16 protein-coding genes are annotated in these 17,958 nt (G+C 65.4%); all 16 read right to left on the bottom strand.

The window, feature by feature from the left end; all coding sequences use genetic code 11:
• On the bottom strand, positions 1–580 hold a 580-nt coding region (locus ABWP92_RS10320), incomplete at its 3' end, for a phosphoribosylanthranilate isomerase (RefSeq protein ID WP_353235289.1).
• Positions 577–1,413 carry a tRNA pseudouridine(38-40) synthase TruA gene (gene truA, locus ABWP92_RS10315; protein ID WP_353235288.1) on the bottom strand — a complete coding sequence of 279 codons (837 nt, stop codon included), beginning with the start codon at positions 1,411–1,413 and terminating at the stop codon, positions 577–579. The genes truA and ABWP92_RS10320, both read right to left, overlap by 4 nt.
• Positions 1,414–1,480: 67 nt before the next feature.
• Positions 1,481–4,189: a motility hub landmark protein FimV gene (locus ABWP92_RS10310; protein ID WP_353235287.1), complete on the bottom strand. Its 2,709-nt coding sequence runs from the start codon at positions 4,187–4,189 to the stop codon at positions 1,481–1,483.
• 300 nt (positions 4,190–4,489) lie between these two features.
• A complete protein-coding gene (gene asd, locus ABWP92_RS10305; RefSeq protein WP_353235286.1) occupies positions 4,490–5,620 on the bottom strand; it encodes an aspartate-semialdehyde dehydrogenase in 1,131 nt (376 codons plus the stop codon).
• A 392-nt stretch (positions 5,621–6,012) separates the two neighbouring features.
• A complete protein-coding gene (gene leuB / locus ABWP92_RS10300) occupies positions 6,013–7,083 on the bottom strand; it encodes a 3-isopropylmalate dehydrogenase (RefSeq protein WP_353235285.1) in 1,071 nt (356 codons plus the stop codon).
• A gap of 69 nt (positions 7,084–7,152) precedes the next feature.
• Positions 7,153–7,809, bottom strand: coding sequence for a 3-isopropylmalate dehydratase small subunit (gene leuD, locus ABWP92_RS10295; RefSeq protein ID WP_353235284.1), 657 nt, complete (start codon positions 7,807–7,809; stop codon positions 7,153–7,155).
• A 36-nt stretch (positions 7,810–7,845) separates the two neighbouring features.
• Positions 7,846–7,971: an entericidin A/B family lipoprotein gene (locus tag ABWP92_RS10290; RefSeq protein WP_353235283.1), complete on the bottom strand. Its 126-nt coding sequence runs from the start codon at positions 7,969–7,971 to the stop codon at positions 7,846–7,848.
• Positions 7,972–7,990: 19 nt separating this feature from the next.
• Positions 7,991–9,412, bottom strand: a complete 1,422-nt coding sequence (gene leuC / locus ABWP92_RS10285) for a 3-isopropylmalate dehydratase large subunit (RefSeq protein ID WP_353235282.1) — start codon at positions 9,410–9,412, stop codon at positions 7,991–7,993.
• Positions 9,413–9,471: 59 nt separating this feature from the next.
• On the bottom strand, positions 9,472–10,425 hold the full coding sequence (locus tag ABWP92_RS10280) for a LysR family transcriptional regulator (RefSeq protein ID WP_353235281.1): 954 nt from the start codon (positions 10,423–10,425) through the stop codon (positions 9,472–9,474).
• 126 nt (positions 10,426–10,551) lie between these two features.
• Positions 10,552–12,036 (bottom strand): 4-hydroxy-3-polyprenylbenzoate decarboxylase, encoded by a 1,485-nt coding sequence (ubiD, locus tag ABWP92_RS10275; RefSeq protein ID WP_353235280.1) that lies wholly within the window; start codon positions 12,034–12,036, stop codon positions 10,552–10,554.
• A complete protein-coding gene (locus ABWP92_RS10270) occupies positions 12,033–12,641 on the bottom strand; it encodes a UbiX family flavin prenyltransferase (RefSeq protein ID WP_353235279.1) in 609 nt (202 codons plus the stop codon). Before ABWP92_RS10270 ends, ubiD begins: the two co-directional genes overlap by 4 nt.
• Positions 12,634–13,041 carry a putative zinc-binding protein gene (locus ABWP92_RS10265; protein WP_353235278.1) on the bottom strand — a complete coding sequence of 136 codons (408 nt, stop codon included), beginning with the start codon at positions 13,039–13,041 and terminating at the stop codon, positions 12,634–12,636. The genes ABWP92_RS10270 and ABWP92_RS10265 overlap by 8 nt, the downstream gene beginning before the upstream one ends.
• The gene (ubiT, locus tag ABWP92_RS10260; RefSeq protein WP_353235277.1) at positions 13,031–13,579 is read right to left on the bottom strand and encodes a ubiquinone anaerobic biosynthesis accessory factor UbiT; all 549 of its coding nucleotides are present in this window, start codon (positions 13,577–13,579) and stop codon (positions 13,031–13,033) included. The genes ABWP92_RS10265 and ubiT overlap by 11 nt, the downstream gene beginning before the upstream one ends.
• A 26-nt stretch (positions 13,580–13,605) precedes the next feature.
• Complete coding sequence (locus ABWP92_RS10255; RefSeq protein ID WP_353235276.1) at positions 13,606–14,508, bottom strand: U32 family peptidase; 903 nt, start codon at positions 14,506–14,508, stop codon at positions 13,606–13,608.
• Positions 14,509–14,560: 52 nt separating this feature from the next.
• On the bottom strand, positions 14,561–15,610 hold the full coding sequence (gene ubiU / locus ABWP92_RS10250; protein WP_502907500.1) for a ubiquinone anaerobic biosynthesis protein UbiU: 1,050 nt from the start codon (positions 15,608–15,610) through the stop codon (positions 14,561–14,563).
• A gap of 205 nt (positions 15,611–15,815) precedes the next feature.
• Entirely contained in the window at positions 15,816–17,825 is a 2,010-nt protein-coding gene (locus tag ABWP92_RS10245; protein ID WP_353235275.1) for an OPT family oligopeptide transporter, read from the bottom strand.
• Between the last annotated feature and the right edge of the window lie 133 nt (positions 17,826–17,958).

Raw genomic sequence — 17,958 nt, 5'->3', positions numbered from 1 at the left:
TGCCATCGGTCACGTTTGCAGGCGTGAGTCCACCAGACAAAACGAGATGAGAGGCGACGCTTGGTGGAAGGAGTGACCAATTGAATGTTTTGCCACCGCCACCGAATCCTTCGACATGCGCGTCAAGGAGGATGGCCCGGGCTTGAAAGTGATCCTGCGTGTATTTTACGAGGTTGAACGAAGCCGCACCATCGCCCAGCGGAATTCGCGCGGCGCGCAGGTAGGAATACCGTCCCCGGCCACTCGCCAGCCAGCATTCCTCGGGGCTTTCGTCACCATGGAACTGGAGCATCGCGCCGGGGATGGCTTCGGCTGCGGCCTGTACTTCGTTGGGCGATGCGTTCACGAACAGCAGCACTGGCGTGACGAAGGGCGGGAGACGCCTTGCGAGTGCCGCCGCGCGGTCCGCCGTCACGGCGCGCGGACTTCTGGCGTAGAGGACGAAGCCGATCGCATCGGTTCCGGCGGCCACGGCGGCGTCCACATCCTGCTCGCGCGTGAGCCCGCAGATCTTGATGCGGGTGCGTGCCTGAGTGGAGGAGGGCGGGGCGGAATCAGTGGGAAGGATGGGCTGGCTCATGGAAGCCAATCATACGCAGGCGCCCGGGTGGGCAGCCCCCATTTGTCATCGTAGACAGGGCCCAGAAAATACAGGCCATCCGGCGAGAACGTGGGCGCCGCGGCGTCCCGGGAGCGGGCGGCGAGCACGTCCAGCATCCATTGCGGCTCTTTCAGCCCTTGTCCCACCATGATCAGGCAGCCCATGATGTTGCGGATCATGTGGTGCAGGAAGGCGTTTGCCTGGAACTCGAAGCGCCAGTAGCAAGGCGTGACGTGATGCGCGGCGCCGCGTCCGGATTCCATCGGCTGCCCGGCGCCCGCGCGTTGCGTCACGCGGATGCTTTGCATGATCTTGACGGGCGACTTGGCCTGGCAGGCCGATGCGCGAAACGATGTGAAGTCGTGCTCGCCAAGAAGATAGGAGGCCGCGCGTTCCATGGCCTGGCCATCCAGCGCCTGGAACACCCAGCCGACGCGTCCGGCTTCGACGCTGGGGCGGACCGGCGACTGGAGCAGCACGTAGGCGTAGCGGCGCGCGATGGCACTGGCCCGCGAGTGGAATTCATCCGGCACGGGCTGCGCCCATTGCACGGCGATGTCCGGCGGCAGAAAGGCGTTGGGTCCGCGCACCCAGGAAAACGGCGTGCGCTCGAGCTCGGTGTCGAAATGGACCACCTGCATGATTCCGTGCACGCCCGCATCGGTGCGCCCCGCGCACAGCGTGGATATCTCATGAGTAGCAAAGCGGCCCAAGGCCGCTTCGAGATGATCCTGTACCGTGTCGCCGCAGGGCTGGCTTTGCCAGCCTTTGTAGGCCTGGCCGTTGTAGCTGACGCCCAGTGCAATCCTCATGGAAATCTCCTTTTCAGGAGGCGGAGGATCGCACAGGACGAATGGCCTGATGCTTTGCCAGCCAAAATCAGTCCAGCTTGGAGAGCAGTTGCTGCGCGCGCTGCTTCAGCTCGCCGGATGCTTCCGCAATCACTTCTTCCACGAGCGTGCGTGCGCCCTCGCTGTCGCCGATGGTGTTGAACTCCTCGGCCAGTGCCAGCTTGGTGGACAGCGGGTCTTCCGGGATCGCGGATGCACCGGCGGACGCCGTGGGCTGTGCGGCCATCGGCATGGTGGCCGAAGCGCCCTGGTTCAGGTCGAGCGAGAGGCCGCCGAGATCGAACTCGAGCGGCTGGCGGGTCGTGGTCTCGGCGGATGGCTCGCTTGCAGGCGCGGTGCCTGGAGAGGCTGTGTCGATCGCGATGTCGTCGAGCTGGAAGTCCAGGGCATTGCCGTCGGGCGAGGCTGCCGAAGCGCCGGCCTTGGATGGCGTGCCCAGTGTCAGCGAAGGCAGCTCGAAATCCGGCTGCGTCGGCGCTGCGGACGGTCCGTCGGCGGGTGCCGGCGATGGCGCGGCAATCGGCGATGCCCATTGGTGAGGTTGGGCCGTTGTTCCGAGATCGAGGTCGAGATCCAGGTCCGCCGGGATGCCGGTGGCGGCAGGCGCAGGGGTGGGGCTGGAGCTTGGATATTGTGCGGGCAAGGTGCTCGGCGCATCCAGGTCGATCTGATGATCCGGGGCTGCTGCTGCCGTACCTGCCGCGATCGCACCCACGGCGGCTGCGCCGGCAAGCGTCGCCGCATCCGCCACGGCAGGCCGCGCGGCGGCGGGCTGATAGAGCGAGTTGTCGGGGTCCTGCGCGCGGCCGAGTTCGGCAACGCGGCTCCAGTCGGCTCCCTGGCCCTGGGTCAGGGTGAACAGTTCGCGGGCCTGCGCTTCGAGGGCCTTGCGGTCCTGGCGCTTGGCATAGATTTCCGCGAGCTTCACATGAACGGACGTGCGCTCGGGAGTGATCCGGGCTGCTTCGCGCAGGATTTCTTCCGCCTGCAGGTCGCGGCCGTAGGCCAGGTAAACATCGGCTTCGGCCACCGGATCGACTTCGCCCGCGTCCAACTGGCTGGGCGAATATGCCAGTGAGGAGGAGCCCGTGGAGAGGCCGCTGTTGGCGGTATCCACGCGTTGGCCGCCGGATGCACCGAAGAAGGAGTCGGGGGCGAGATGGCTGTCCATCATCGAACTGTCGGAAGGCGCGGCCGACTGCGCCTTGCGGCGCTGGGCGGCCTTGTATCCGCCGTAGCCAAGCAGCAGGATCAGCAGTGCGCCGATGCCTCCGAGCTTGACCGGATCCTCCGTGAGGCTTTCCAGGAACGTGGGCTCGGGCGGTGGAGGCGGCGGAGCAACGATCTTGCGCGGCTTCTTGGGCGCGGGGGCCGAGGCAGGCGTGGAGGCGGCCGTGGCCGCAGCGGCAGCTTCGGAAGCAGCGCCCATGGCGGAACTCGCGGCCGAGGCGGAGTCAACAGCGGCAGAGGCCGTGGCGGCGGTATCGCTGGCGACCTCGGCTGCGGCTGTGGCGCTTGCCGCCGGTGCGGCTGCCGCAGGGACCGCTGCGGGAAGAGTAGCCACTGCAGGCAGATCAGCCGGCTGGCTTGCGGCGTTGGCTGCGCTTGCTGCGGCTGGCGTGCCGGCAGCGGCGGTCAGCTTGTTCAGGTCCGAGATGTTCTTGGACAGCTCGGCCATGCGCTCTGTGTTCTGGCCGGACTGGCGTTCACGGGCCAGTTTCTCGTCCTTTTGCTGGGTCTGGATGCCGCCCTTGGACAGGGTGAGCTTGTCGGACGAGGTCGCGGCGGGCTTCTGGTCATCCACCTGTGCCTGCACCGAGCCGGTGGCGGCGCGCTGGGGCGCGGCCACCTCGGCCGAAGGCGCCGCGGATGCGAGGCGGCGGCGGAATTCGTTGAAGTCACGGCTTTGCGTTGCGATGATCTTGCGCGCTTCCTGGGCGGAAGTGGCCTGGGCCTGCGACTGCGTAGGCAACTGCAGCACCGCGCCGGAGCGCAGGCGGTTCACGTTGCCATTGATGAAGGCTTGCGGGTTGGACCGCAGCATGGCGACCAGCATCTGGTCAAGCGACACGCCTGCCGGGCGGTGGGCTCCGGCGATGCGGCCCGCGGTGTCGCCCCTGCTTACCCTGATGTCACCTGCCGATTCTTCGGAGCTGGCGGGGGCTGGTGTGGGTGCTGCGGCCGGTGCCGGACGCTGCACTGGCGCCGGGTACGTACGCCGTTCGCGCGCTTCGGGCTGGCTGGGGGGAGCCGGAGTCGGCTCGAAGCCGGGGGCAGGGGAGCGCTCGATGGATTCTCGCGACGCGGGAGCGCTGATTTGCGGTGCCGTCGTTTCCGGTGGCGCCGCGCGGCGCATCTCCGGCGGGTCAAGCAGCATGGTGTAGCTGCGTACGATATGACCAGATGCCCAGGTGGCATCGATGACGAGATCCAGGTACGGATCGTTGATCGCCCTGGAACTGTTCAGCCTGAGTATGCCGGTTCCGTCGGGGCGGCGCTGGAACTGCACGCGGATGTCGTTGATAGCGGAGGTGTATTCAAGCCCCTGGGCGCGGTAGACCTCGGGCGTTGCCGTGGTTGCCTTGAGCGATTCGGCCTCGGCAGCCGAGACCTGAGGCAATTCGATATCCGCTCGCAATGGCTCTCCCAAAGCGGATTTCACGTGGATCTGGCCCAATGCCAAGGCGTGAACATCGGCCGAAATCAGGCCGGTGGAGACGATGGCAGCTGCCGCCAAAACAGAGAATTTCCAGCGATGCATGTGTGCAACTAATTTGATGATTGTTCGGCTTTTTGATGACGCGATTGATTTTCTTGTAGCGTCACTCGATTGAGTTCGTGAGAATATGTAAAAGCACCATAGCATCAATGTTTTGCACTGACAAGCTGATGCGACACGCCCGGTTGACTCTCCCGATGTTTGCCGGGCGCGCGCTTATTTGGATGTTGGCAATAGACAACGACTCATTGCCAATTGTGTCGAAACCGCCGCTGGTCGACCCTGGCCGACCGTTGGGCGATGACATGTATCAAAAGATCATGCGTCCAGCAGAATGCGCAGCATGCGGCGCAGAGGTTCCGCGGCGCCCCACAGGAGCTGATCACCGATGGTGAACGCACCCACATACTCTGGCCCCATCGCCAGCTTGCGGATGCGGCCAACGGGGATGGTCATGGTGCCGGTCACGGCGACGGGCGTGAGATCCTTCAGCGTGGCTTCCTTGTTGTTGGGAACCACCTTCACCCATTCGTTGTCTGCCGCGATCATCGCTTCGATGTCGGCGACGGGCACGTCCTTCTTCAGCTTGAAGGTGAGCGCCTGGCTGTGGCAACGCATGGCGCCCACGCGCACGCAGAATCCATCGACGGGCACCGCCGGCGTGCCGAAGCCCTCGCCCTGGCCCATGATCTTGTTGGTTTCGGCCATGCCCTTCCACTCTTCCTTGGACATGCCGTTGCCCAAATCCTTGTCGATCCATGGAATCAGGCTGCCGCCCAGCGGAACCAGGAAGTTGGCGGTTTCCTCGGCGGAGAGCGCGCGCTGCTTGGCGACCACCATGCGGTCGATTTCCAGGATGGCGCTCTTGGGGTCGTCCAGCAGCGCCTTGACCTCGGCGTTCAGCGTTCCGTACTGGGTGAGCAGTTCGCGCATGTGCTGGGCACCGCCGCCCGAGGCTGCCTGGTAGGTCTGGGTGCTCATCCATTCGACCAGGCCGGCCTTGTACAGCGCGCCCACGCCCATCAGCATGCAGGAGACGGTGCAGTTGCCGCCAACCCAGTTGTTGCCGCCCTTGGCCAGCGCGTTCTTGATGACAGGCATGTTCACCGGATCGAGCACGATCACGGCGTCGTCCTTCATGCGCAGCGTGGAGGCGGCGTCGATCCAGTGGCCGTTCCAGCCCGCGGCGCGCAGCTTGGGGAACACTTCGGTCGTGTAGTCGCCGCCCTGGGCGGTGATGATGATCTCGCAGCGCTTGAGCGCGTCGATGTCGTACGCATCCTGCAGCGTGGTTTCGTTCCTGGCCATCGAGGGGGCCTTGCCGCCCGCGTTCGATGTGGAAAAGAACAGGGGCTCGATCAGATCGAAGTCCTTTTCCTGTTGCATGCGGTCCATCAGAACCGAGCCGACCATGCCGCGCCAGCCGACCAGACCTACCAACTTGCTCATTTTCAACGCCCTTTCAAGATAAGAAACAGTGCCCATCGGGACTGCTCGCCTGGCTCGTCGGCCAGAAAGGGCGCACGACGAACCAGGCTGGATCAGCCCTTAATCGTCGTAATTTTGGAGATGGATGCGCGCGCAGCCTCGCCAGCCTTGGTGGCGGGGGCAATGTTCAGGGCGAACGTGCGGGCGGCAAACATAATCCGGCTATTGTATAGCGCGGACGGTTTTCCGTGGTTTTTTTTCGCACGGCAGGGTGGATTCCAAGGTTGATTGTTTCCTGCCCCCGCAGCGTTGGCGGATGACGGACGGAGGCGGAAAAATGGCCCGCATTGCAGCCAATGCGGGCCATTTCAGTCGGTTTTCGCGGTTTTGCCGCGGCCGCGCGGGGCGGGCGGTCAGCCCAGCGCCTTCACCACCGCGTCGCCCATTTCGTGCGTGCTGACCTTCGTGGTGCCTTCGCTGTGGATGTCCGGCGTGCGCAGGCCTTGCGCCAGCACCTTCTTGACCGCTTCCTCGATGCGGTTGGCGGCTTCTTCCTGATTCAGCGAGAAGCGCAGCATCATCGCGGCCGACAGGATGGTTGCCAGCGGGTTGGCGATACCCTTGCCCGCGATGTCCGGAGCGCTGCCGTGGCTGGGCTCGTACAGGCCCTGTTTTCTGTCGTTGAGGCTGGCGGAGGGCAGCATGCCGATCGAGCCGGTCAGCATCGACGCCTCGTCCGAGAGGATGTCGCCGAACATGTTGCCGGTGACGATCACGTCGAACGACTTGGGCGCCTTCACCAGTTGCATGGCCGCGTTGTCCACGTACATGTGCTGCAGTTCGACATCCGGATAGTCCTTGTGCACATCGATGACCACGTCCTTCCAGAACTGGAAGGTTTCCAGCACGTTGGCCTTGTCCACGCTGGTCACCTTCTTGCCGCGCTTGCGGGCGGCCTCGAAGGCGACGCGCGCGATGCGCTCGATTTCGGGCCTGGAGTAACGCATGGTGTCGAACGCTTCCTCGGCGCCGGGGAAGTGTCCGTCCACGGCGGTGCGCTTGCCGCGCGGCTGGCCGAAGTAGATGTCGCCGGTCAGTTCGCGGATGATCAGGATGTCCAGGCCCGCCACCAGCTCGGGCTTGAGGCTGGAGGCGCCGACGAGCTGCTCATAGCAGATCGCCGGGCGGAAGTTGGCGAACAGGCCCAGGCTCTTGCGCAGGCCCAGGATGGCCTGCTCGGGGCGCAGCGGACGGTCGAGCTTGTCGTATTTCCAGTCGCCCACGGCGCCGAACAGGATGGCGTCGGCTTCCTTGGCGAGCTTGAGGGTGGATTCGGGCAGCGGATGGCCGTGCGCGTCGAATGCCGCGCCGCCGACGAGCGCCGACTCCATCTCCAGGTTCAGGTCGAGCGCGTCCAGCACTTTCACTGCTTCCGCAACGATTTCGGTGCCGATGCCGTCTCCCGGCAGAACTGCGATTTTCATGGTTCAGATTGAATGTTGGGTTGGTCGGTGGTGCGCCCGCTCCCGTGCGTGGGGGCGGGCAATGGAGCGTCAGGCCGATGCGGGCATCGTGTGCGCCAGCCATGGCTTGGATGCCAGCCGGGCGGCTTCGTACTTCTTGATCTCGTCGGAGTGGCGCAGTGTGAGGCCGATGTCGTCAAAGCCGTTGAGCAGGCAGTACTTGCGAAAGGGAATCACGTCGAACGGGATTTCCTCGCCCTGCGCGCGCACGATGACCTGGCGTTCCAGATCGATGGTCAACTCGTAGCCGGGGAAGGCATGCACTTCATTGAACAGCTGGTCGATCACGGCTTCCGGCAGCACGATGGGCAGCAGACCGTTCTTGAAGCAGTTGTTGAAGAAGATGTCGGCAAAGCTGGGAGCGAGGATGGCGCGGAAGCCGTATTGGTCAAGTGCCCATGGGGCGTGCTCGCGGCTGGAGCCGCAGCCGAAATTCTTGCGGGCGATGAGGATCGACGCGCCCTGGTAGCGCGGCTGGTTCAGCACGAAGTCGGGATTGGGCTTGCGGCTGGCCGGGTCCTGGCCGGGCTCGCCGTGGTCGAGGTAGCGCCATTCGTCGAACAGGTTCACGCCGAAGCCGGTCTTCTTGATCGACTTGAGGAATTGCTTGGGGATGATCGCGTCGGTGTCGACGTTCTCGCGGTCCATGGGCGCGACGAGGCCCTTGTGCACGGTGAATTTTTGCATTTCGGTAGTCCGGTGATTCTTGGGGTGATGGCCGCTTTATTTCGCTGCGCGCTCCACGGCGCGGCCGGCGCTTTGCACGTCTTGCCCCACTCCCTTGACGGTGTTGCAGCCTGCAAGCAGGAAGGTGCTGATGAGCGCAATGGCGATGGCAATCTTGGTCATGTGGAACTCCTGTCGAGAATTACGCGAACTTTCGCACATCCACGAAGTGTCCGTGGATGGCCGCCGCCGCCGCCATGGCCGGGCTGACCAGGTGGGTGCGGCCGCCTGCGCCCTGGCGGCCTTCGAAGTTGCGGTTGCTGGTCGATGCGCAGCGCTCGCCGGGCTCGAGGCGGTCGGCGTTCATCGCCAGGCACATCGAGCAGCCGGGCTCGCGCCATTCAAAACCCGCAGCAATGAAGATCTTGTCGAGGCCTTCGCGCTCGGCTTGTTCCTTCACGAGGCCGGAGCCCGGAACCACCATGGCCAGCTTGATGTTCCTGGCCACCTTTTGCCCGAGCTTCTTGACCACCGCCGCGGCTTCGCGCATGTCTTCGATGCGGCTGTTGGTGCAGGAGCCGATGAACACCTTGTCGACAAAGATGTCGTTGATGGGCTTGCCGGGTTCCAGTGCCATATAGGTCAGCGCACGTTCGATGGCGCCGCGCTTGTTGGGGTCCTTTTCCTTGTCGGGATCGGGAACCGCGGCATCGATGCCCAGCACCATTTCAGGGCTGGTGCCCCAGGTCACCTGCGGCACGATGTCGGCGGCGTTCAGCTCCACCACGCGGTCGAACTTCGCATCGGCGTCGGAATGCAGTGTCTTCCAGTAGCTGACGGCGGCATCCCACTCGCCGCCCGTGGGCGCCAGGGGGCGGCCCTTGATGTAGTTGATGGTCTTGTCGTCCACGGCGACGAGACCTGCGCGAGCACCGCCTTCGATGGCCATGTTGCAGACCGTCATGCGGCCTTCCACGCTCAGGTCGCGGATGGCTTCGCCGGCAAACTCGATGGTGTAGCCCGTGCCGCCGGCGGTGCCGATCTTGCCGATGATCGCCAGCACGATGTCCTTGGCCGTCACGCCCCTGGCGACCTTGCCGTTGACCTTCACCAGCATGTTCTTCGCCTTCTTTGCCAGCAGCGTCTGCGTGGCCATCACGTGCTCGACTTCCGAGGTGCCGATGCCGTGCGCGAGCGCGCCGAATGCGCCGTGCGTGGAGGTGTGGCTGTCGCCGCAGACCACGGTCATGCCCGGCAGCGTGGCGCCGTTTTCAGGGCCGACCACGTGCACGATGCCCTGGCGCTTGGAGAGGAACGGGAAGAACGCGGCGGCGCCCACTTCCGCGATGTTCTTGTCGAGCGTGGTGATCTGTTCCTTGCTGATCGGATCGGCGATGCCGTCGTAGCCCTGGTCCCAGTGGGTGGTGGGCGTGTTGTGATCGGCGGTCGCCACGATCGAGCTCACGCGCCAGACCTTGCGGCCGGCCTCGCGCAGGCCCTCGAAGGCTTGCGGGCTGGTCACTTCGTGCACCAGATGGCGGTCGATGTAGAGGATGGCGGTGCCGTCTTCTTCGGTATGAATCACGTGTTCATCGAAGACTTTGTCATAGAGGGTGCGTCCCATGATGTGCTCTTTTCTTTCGTAGGGTCTGAAATTGTTGTGTCCGCCTTGCGGCTGCCTGCTCAGGCGGCCAGCGGCTGGTTTTCTGGGGTGGATATGCCGGGCCGGGTCAGGTGCTCGACGAGTAGCCGGGCCGTGACGGGCAGGGCGTTGAAGTCCCGCGCGACCACGCGCAGCTCGCGCTCCGCCCAGGGCTCGTCCAGGCGCACGGCGGCCAGATGGCCCATGCCGTGCATCAGCGCGAACGCACGGTCGGGAATCAGCCCGATGCCCAGGCCGTTGTCGATCATGCGGCACATGGCGTCAAGGCTGGTGACCTGCATGCGCTGGCGCAGCGGCCTGGCCGTGCGCCCCGCCGCCTGCCGCATGGCCAGACTGATGCTGCTGCCCGCCTGCAAGCCGACGAGATCCCATTCCATCACTTCGGTGAACGTGATGCGTTCATGCTGCGCGAGCGCATGGCTCTGCGGCATGACGACCACCAGCCGGTCACGGCGATAGGGCCGGCTCTGCAGCCCGTCAGGGTCATCGGACGCGCCGGTATGGCACACGCCCAGGTCGGTCGCGCCGTCACGTACGGCGTTCATCACTTCCTGGCTCAAATGCTCTTGCAGGTCGATCTTGACCTGGCTATGGGCGTTGGCGAATGCGCCCAGGTCTTCCGGCAGGAACTGCACGATGGCGGAGATGTTGGCATGCATGCGCACGTGGCCGCGCACGCCGTCGGCATATTCAGACAATTCGCCCTGCATGCGCTCCAGGCCGAACAGCACGGTGCGCGCATGATGCAGCAGGCTCTCGCCCGCGGGCGTGAGCGTCACGCCGCGGCTGTGCCGATAGAGCAGGGCGGTATCGACGGCGGTCTCCAGGTCGGAAAGCCGCTTGCTGACGGCAGAGGCCGCAATGAATTCACGCTCCGCCGCACGCCCGATGCTGCCCAGCTCGCAGACTGCGACGAACAGTTGCAGCGAGGTAAGGTCGATGCGGCGCGCAAAGCTGCGCTCGGAGCTTTTCATTGCGGGTTTTGTAATCGTGAAACAAGAATGCAAAACCGATTTTACGGCTAAAAAACGATATTGGCATCGCAATTGGAGATGGATTGATGCCAGATCGGTGAGGGGCGGCTGCTGATTTCGCGATGGCTACCAGCCGAGCGAGGCGGCGAGCCTGTCCATCCGCGCGGCGACGTCCGCATCCATGGCGATGGCGCTTCCCCATTCGCGCATGGTTTCACCGGGCCATTTGTTGGTGGCGTCCATGCCCATCTTGCTGCCCAGGCCCGCGACTGGCGACGCGAAATCGAGGTAGTCGATGGGCGTGTTCTCCACCAGCATGGTGTCGCGCGCCGGATCCATGCGGGTGGTGATGGCCCAGATCACTTCCTTCCAGTCGCGCACGTCCACGTCCTCGTCCACGACGACGATGAATTTGGTGTACAGGAACTGGCGCAGATGGCTCCACACCCCCATCATCACGCGGCGCGCATGCCCTGCGTAGGCCTTGCGGATGCTGACCACCGCCATGCGGTAGCTGCAGCCCTCGGGCGGCAGGTAGAAATCGGTGATTTCCGGGAACGCGCGCTGCAGCAGCGGGACGAACAGCTCGTTCAGCACCTTGCCGAGCACGGCGGGCTCGTCGGGCGGCTTGCCCGTGTAGGTGCTGTGGTAGATCGCCTGATCGCGCATGGTGATGCGCTCCACCGTGAAAACGGGGAACTCGGCGCATTCGTTGTAATAGCCGGTATGGTCGCCGTAGGGGCCTTCGAGCGCATGCTGCCAGCCGCTGGCATGTCCGGCGTCGGGATGGATGTGGCCCTCCAGCACGATTTCTGCGTTGGCCGGAACATCCAGGGGCACGCCCAGGGCGGCGACCACCTCGGTGCGCGCTCCGCGCAGCAGTCCGGCGAACTGGTATTCGGAGAGGCTGTCGGGCACCGGCGTGACCGCGCCGAGCAGGGTGGCGGGGTCGGCCCCCAGCGCGACGGCGACCGGATAAGGCGTGCCGGGATGGAGCCGGCAGTGATCGGCGAAGTCCAGCGCGCCGCCGCGATGTGACAGCCAGCGCATGATGAGCTGGTTCCTTGAGAGCAGCTGCTGCCGGTAGATGCCCAGGTTCTGCCGGGATTTGCGCGGGCCGCGCGTGATGGTGAGCCCCCAGGTGATGAGCGGCGCGACGTCTCCCGGCCAGCAGTGCTGGATGGGCAGGCGGGCGAGGTCCACGTCAGGGCCTTCGAGCACGATGCTCTGGCAGGCGGGGCGATGCACCTTGGCGGGCGCCATGTTCCACAGGCTCTTGAGCAGCTTGCGCTGCTCCCATAGTTCGCGCGCGCCTCGCGGCGGCTGCGGCTCTTTCAGTGACGCCAGTGTTTCGCCCAGCGCCCGCACGCCGTCGAGATCCTGCACGCCCAGCGCCCGCATCACGCGCTCGGGCGCGCCGAACAGATTGGCGAGCACGGGCATGCGATGGCCCGCGGGGTTCTCGAACAGCAAGGCCGGGCCGCCCGCGCGCAGGACGCGGTCGCACAGCGCGGTCATCTCAAGATGGGGCGATACGGGCTGGGTGATGCGTCTGAGCTCGCCGGTGGCCTGAAGCTGCGCGGCGAAATCTCTCAGGTCGGAATAGCTCATGTATTTTTCTCGGCCGGTGTCTCGCACTCCAGGCCCTGCCAGGGACTGGACAGGGCGTGCTCGACGCCGAGCAGGTCGAGAGCCCGCGCAACGCTGTGCTCGACGATGTCCTCGATGGTCCGGGGGTGCTGGTAGAACGCGGGAGCGGGCGGGCAGATGATTCCGCCCATTTCTGTCACGGTGGTCATGTTGCGCAGGTGAACGAGGTGCAGCGGCGTTTCGCGGGTGAGCAGGATCAGCTTGCGGCGTTCCTTGAGCATCACGTCGGCGGCGCGCGTGAGCAGGTTGTCGGAGAGTCCGTGCGCGACGGCCGCGAGCGTGCGCATGGAGCACGGCGCGATCACCATGCCGTGCGCCGCGAAGGAGCCGCTGGCGATGGCGGCTCCGACGTTGGCGTTGTCATGCGCGACGTGGGCGATGCGGTTCACCTCCTCGGGCCGTAGTCCCAATTCGTGGCGCAATGTGCGCCAGCCGGAATCGCTGACCACCAGGTGCGTCTGCAGGCCGGGCAGGCCGCGCAGAGCCTGCAGCAGGCGCACGCCATAGACGGCGCCGCTTGCGCCGCAGATGCCGACGATGATGCGCTTGACGCGGCCCTCAGGCATGGGTGCACAGGCCTTGCAGGGGATGGGCCTGCAGGTCGGCCTCGATGTGGGAGAGCACCTGGGAGGCCTGCTGCGGATCGAAATCCTGATGCGCGCGTTTCTTCACGCCATGCTCGTGCAACTGGTAGTGGCGGTCGGCGGTGATTCTGTGCTGCGCCAGGCAATTGGCCACGCAATTGAGTGGACAGCCGTCCAGCGCGATGATCGGTCGGCCCGACTGGGCCAGTCGCACCAGCTTGGGCACATGTCCGCCGACGCCTGCGATGCAGGACATCTCCGCCGTGCCGCGGCGGTCCATTTCGAGCGCGACGTGATTGGCCAGTTGGGCGGCGCTGGAGCAGCCCGAGCAGGAGTACACCAGCGGCAGCGCGGCGGGTTGGGACGGTTCGTCATCCTTCATGGCGGTTTCCATGGAGTGGTTTCAGCGCAGATGGAGCGGGCAGCCGCGACGCCACTTTCGGCGCCACGCGGGAGAGCACCGCACGCGGTGACCAGTGAAGGGGATCGAGCACGGGAAGCTCGAGAGCATCCAGCGCGTTCTTCACGATCAGCCCGAGTTCGGTGTCGCCTTCCATCCGCAGGCGGCGGCTGAAGAACAGGGTGTCCGGGTCCAGCTTGCGCTGCGCGAGCTGGAGGAAATCCCATGCGCAGGCGCTGATGACCAGATCCGGGCTGGCGTGCGCGGCGCCGGCCACGAAGCGTTGGCCGTTGCATATGAAGTCGAATGCGACCCGGGCATCCGTCACGCGGATGCTCAGGCGCTTGCCCTTGAGCAGCGCCTTGACGTCATCCGGCAGCTCGCGTGCCAGCGCGAAGTTGATGGCGGTGACGAGCAGCAGCGATCCGGGGTAGGCGGGAAGCCGCGACAGCATCGAGCCGATGGGGCGGGGAATGGTGAATGCCTGGGAAGGCTGGGAAGGGGCGGAAGAAGAATTCATGGAGCGGTCTTGGAGCGGGTCTTGATTCAGGGAGTGGCGGTCTGCATGTCCATGCCCGGCCTGGCGTGCCAGTAGCCGTTGCAGGAGCTGTCGTGCATGGCTGTCTCCAGCAACTGGCTGGCGGCATGCGCGTCAAGGCGCTTGCCGCGCACCGCATCGAAGGCGTCGATGACCTGCTCCATGTTGCGCGACTGGGGACTCAGGCGCAGCACGTTCACCCCCAGCGTGAGCAGGCCGGGCATGTCGCCCAGCAGGTTGTAGATGCGCGCCGATTGCGTCTGCGTGCCGTTGAGCACCAGGAAGTTCTGCGACTCGCGCGTGGTGAGTAGCTGGCCGTCCGGGTGCTCGATGCAGGAAAAGCCGCAGTCGTCCTTGGGGCGGTTGTAGTGCCGCGCGGTGAAGCAGCGCGCGGAAAACGCCAGCGGCATGCGGCCATAGGCGAACACTTCGGTCTGCATCGGCGCCTTGGTCTGCGAGAGCACGGCGGCGAGGCTGTCGGCGTTCATCTCCAGCGGAATGACCCAGCGGAAGGCGCCCAGTTCGCGCATCCATGCCAGCGAATCGGCATTGAACAGGTTGAGCTGGGGTCCCGCCACGAACGGCTGCTGGCCGGCGAGGGCATCGACCGCGCCCATGTCGTTGGCTTCGACGGTGAATTCACCGTTGGCCGCCACCTTCTGCATGTTCCCCACGTCGGATGTGGATTCCAGCAGCACCTGCGTGCTTAGCACCACTTGCTTGCCCGCATCGCGCAGCATGTGGCCGATGTCCAGCCAGTCCCTGAGCCGGAGTTCGCGGCGGCGCGAACACACCGTCTCGCCGAGGTAGACGATGTCGACGGCGGTCTTCGCCATGGATAGATAGAACGCGAACACGTCGTCGCGCGGCCAGTAATACTGAAGGGGGCCGAGGGAGAGCTGGGTGGTCATTGAGGTTTTCCGGTCGGATCGTGGGCGGCGTGGGCGGGCTTGGGCCGCGCTCTCATTTCCAGGGACGGTGATAGGCCCCGAGCGTGTGCTGCTGGCCTTCCGCGATCTGGTCGAGGCTGGCCATCCACGCCGTCTTGGGCACGTAGCGGTGGCCTTGCTGCATGCAGTGGTCGATGGCTTCACGCCATACCTGCGTGACTTGCGCCACATAGGCCGGGCTGCGCTGGCGGCCTTCGATCTTGAATGCGCGCACGCCGAGCTTCACGAGTTGCGGGAGCAGCTCCAGCGTGTTGAGGCTGGTGGGCTCTTCCAGCGCGTAATAGTTGCTTTCGCCGCAGACGTCGAAACGGCCCTTGCACAGGGTGGGATAGCCGGCGTTTTCCCCGGGCTCGTAGCGGTCGATGAGCACGCCGTTCAGGCGGGACTCCATGCCCTTGGGCGTTTCCTGCCAGCGCACGAACTTGGCCGGAGAGCACACGCCATGGGTGTTGGGCGACTCGCCGGTCACGTAGGAAGAGAGGGCGCAGCGGCCTTCCACCATCACGCAGAGGCTGCCGAACGCGAACACCTCGATCTCCACGGACGTGCGCTCGATCACCTGCCGCACCTGCTCCAGCGACAGCACGCGCGGAAGCACCGCGCGCTGGATGTTGAACTGCTTCTGATACAGATTGATGGCGGCGTGATTGGTGGCGGAGCCTTGCACGGACAGATGCAGCCGCAGGTCGGGATGGTGTTCCGTTGCATAGCGCATGAGCCCGGGGTCGGCCAGGATCACGGCGTCCACGCCCCAGCGCGCAGCGCGGTCGAGCGCAGCGCGCCAGGCCTCGGGCGCGCTGGCCTTGGGGTAGGTGTTCAGCGCGAGCAGCACCTTGCAGCCCTTGGCGTGCGCGTAATCAATGCCTTTGAGAATGGCGGCTTCGTCGAAATTCAGGCCGGCGAAGTTGCGCGCGTTGGTGGCATCCCGCAAGCCCAGATAGACGCAATTGGCGCCGGCATCCACGGCCGCCTTCAGCGCGGGCAGGCTTCCCGCGGGGCAGACCAGTTCCGGAGGAACGCGTTCTTCGGCAGGCAGGGCGTCGCCGGCGGGCGCGGCGGCGATCGGGTGGTTGGAGATAACTTCTGTGCGTGGGGCAGTCACGTTGGGGCGTCCTCGCTATGTACGAGGCACACACCTTAGGCGGCGCGGAAAGACCACAATGTGATTTTCATCAGTAGTTGAGCATGAACAACTGAAGGCCGGAGCCTTTGTGGTTCATGTGCCGACTCGCCAGGCAGGGCTTCGCGGCGCAGGGGCCTTGCGGGCATCATCTTCTGATGATCCGGCGGTAGAAAATGCTTCCCAGCGCAATGAAGTAGATCAAGCCAAGCCAGTGGGCGGCGCTGAATTGATCGCCGACCAGCGCGAGCGGCGCATTCTCTGCGCTGAAGCCGATGACGGCGGCGATGAGCAGTCCCATCAGGCTTTCACCCACGATCAGCCCGGAGGCGAGCAGCAGGCCGCGTTCTTCCGCTGCGATGGCCCAGGCCCGGCCGCCGCGTGCTTCCCCCGCCTTGATCGCGCGCTGGATCGCAAAGCCCAGCACCGCGCCGATGGTCAGGGTCACGCCGATGGTGGGAGGCAGGTAGATGCCCAGCCCCACGGCGAGCGGCGGCAACGCCCCACGGCCCGACTTGCGCAGCACTGCGTCGAGCGCGATCACGGCCACGCCGATCGCAACGCCGATGCCGAGCATGGACCAGTCCAGCGAGCCGCTGAAGATGCCATTGGCGATCTGCGTCATCAGGTTGGCCTGCGGAGCCTCCAGCGCGAGCTTGGGGTCCATGCCGGGGCGCGGCATGGCGCCCGCGAATCCATAGGCGTTGTAGAGCAGCTCGAGCACCGGCGGAATCACCACCGCGCCCACGGCGCAGCCGATGATTAGCACCATCTGCTGCCGCCAGGGCGTGGCGCCCACGAGATAGCCGGTCTTCAGGTCCTGCAGGTTGTCGTTGGAGATGGCTGCCATGGCCAGGATCACCGATACCATGAACAGCACCAGCACGACACCCAGATGGCCGGCAAGCGTGGTGCGGAAAGCGGGAACCAGCCAGCTCAGCGCGAGCAGGGAGACTCCCATGAGCACGGTGGCGATGATGCCGATGCCCGAGATCGGGCTTGCGGAAGATCCGACCAGCCCCGCCATGTAGCCGCAGGCAGCGGCGACCAGGAAGCCGAAGATCGCGGCGAATACGACGCACAGGGCGGACAGGCCGTAGCGCTCGCCCGCATGCAGCGCCGGCATGTGGGTCCCGATGAAATGATTGACCACCAGAAACAGCACGCACAGCGCCATCGCGCCGATGATCAGCATCCAGCTGCGCGGCATGTCCACATCGGTTTCGTCGCGGCGCGCCTCCTGGCCTGCCGCGGCGGGCAGGGCGCGCGCAGGCTGCGCGCGCATGGCGGCGGCGATCGGTCCGGCCAGCGTGATCAGCGCCCAGAGCGCCGAGACCGCAATCACGCCGGCGCCGGCGAACTTGGCCTTCTGCGACCATACCTGGACTGCCAGCGCGGGCAATGCCTGGCCATCGACGTGGGCGGCGGCCGCGGTCAGCCATGGCACGATCACGAACCAGCACAGCGCGACGCCCAGCAGCACCGCCATGCCGGCAGCCATGCCCATTAGATACCCGGCCGCCAGCAGCGCGGGCGAAAAACCGGTGGAGATGCGCAGCACGGCGGGGCCGGCCGGAATCCAGAATGTCACGGCATCCCCGAGAACCCGCAGGCCGCCGCTCAGCAGTCCGAACAGCGCGGCCATTCCCGTGCCCCAGCCCAGCTCGCGCATGGAGCCCGAACGCCTGGCGGCGTCGGCCGATTCCGTATGCCGCTGCGCATCGCCGACGCGCAGCACCTCGGCCGCGGCGACGCCCTCGGGATAGGGTAGCTGGGACTGCACCACCATCACGCGGCGCAGCGGAATGGTGTAGAGCACGCCCAGCGTGCCTCCCGCGGCGCAGATCAGGGCCGTCTGCCAGAACGGAAACCCGCTCCACAGCCCTGTCATCACCAGGCCGGGGATCACGAAGATCACGCTGGACAGCGTGCCGGCGGCAGAGGCCTGGGTCTGCACGAGGTTGTTCTCGAGGATGTTGGAGTCCTGGAACTTGTAGAGCAGGGCCATCGAGATGACCGCCGCCGGAATGGCCGATGCGAACGTCAACCCGACCTTGAGTCCCAGGTACACATTGGCCGCCGTGAACGCCAGCGTGATCAATGCACCGAGAAGCACGCCGCGCAGTGTGAATTCGCGTAGGGGAGTGTGGGATTGCATGTTCCTGCCTTCCGTTGGGTCGCCAGCACCTGGCCAAGACGAATGATGCACCATACGACGGCAGCGGCAGCTTATGTTGTAAGAACGTGTTTACGATCTCCTCGCGCCGCGACAGCGGCTTTGCGGGATGGGA

The organism is Diaphorobacter ruginosibacter (assembly GCF_040396215.1).
GTDB classification, from domain to species: Bacteria; Pseudomonadota; Gammaproteobacteria; order Burkholderiales; family Burkholderiaceae_C; genus Diaphorobacter_A; species Diaphorobacter_A ruginosibacter_A.
This window is presented reverse-complemented; position numbering and strand designations above follow the sequence as displayed.

What these genes read in the sequence shown, in the direction of transcription:
- truA (WP_353235288.1), bottom strand. Translation starts at nt 1,413, where the DNA reads ATGAGGATTGCACTGGGCGTCAGCTACAACGGCCAGGCCTACAAAGGC.
- asd (WP_353235286.1), bottom strand. Translation starts at nt 5,620, where the DNA reads ATGAGCAAGTTGGTAGGTCTGGTCGGCTGGCGCGGCATGGTCGGCTCG.
- leuB (WP_353235285.1), bottom strand. Translation starts at nt 7,083, where the DNA reads ATGAAAATCGCAGTTCTGCCGGGAGACGGCATCGGCACCGAAATCGTT.
- leuD (WP_353235284.1), bottom strand. Translation starts at nt 7,809, where the DNA reads ATGCAAAAATTCACCGTGCACAAGGGCCTCGTCGCGCCCATGGACCGC.
- ABWP92_RS10290 (WP_353235283.1), bottom strand. Translation starts at nt 7,971, where the DNA reads ATGACCAAGATTGCCATCGCCATTGCGCTCATCAGCACCTTCCTGCTT.
- leuC (WP_353235282.1), bottom strand. Translation starts at nt 9,412, where the DNA reads ATGGGACGCACCCTCTATGACAAAGTCTTCGATGAACACGTGATTCAT.
- ABWP92_RS10280 (WP_353235281.1), bottom strand. Translation starts at nt 10,425, where the DNA reads ATGAAAAGCTCCGAGCGCAGCTTTGCGCGCCGCATCGACCTTACCTCG.
- ubiD (WP_353235280.1), bottom strand. Translation starts at nt 12,036, where the DNA reads ATGAGCTATTCCGACCTGAGAGATTTCGCCGCGCAGCTTCAGGCCACC.
- ABWP92_RS10270 (WP_353235279.1), bottom strand. Translation starts at nt 12,641, where the DNA reads ATGCCTGAGGGCCGCGTCAAGCGCATCATCGTCGGCATCTGCGGCGCA.
- ABWP92_RS10265 (WP_353235278.1), bottom strand. Translation starts at nt 13,041, where the DNA reads ATGAAGGATGACGAACCGTCCCAACCCGCCGCGCTGCCGCTGGTGTAC.
- ubiT (WP_353235277.1), bottom strand. Translation starts at nt 13,579, where the DNA reads ATGAATTCTTCTTCCGCCCCTTCCCAGCCTTCCCAGGCATTCACCATT.
- ABWP92_RS10255 (WP_353235276.1), bottom strand. Translation starts at nt 14,508, where the DNA reads ATGACCACCCAGCTCTCCCTCGGCCCCCTTCAGTATTACTGGCCGCGC.
- ABWP92_RS10245 (WP_353235275.1), bottom strand. Translation starts at nt 17,825, where the DNA reads ATGCAATCCCACACTCCCCTACGCGAATTCACACTGCGCGGCGTGCTT.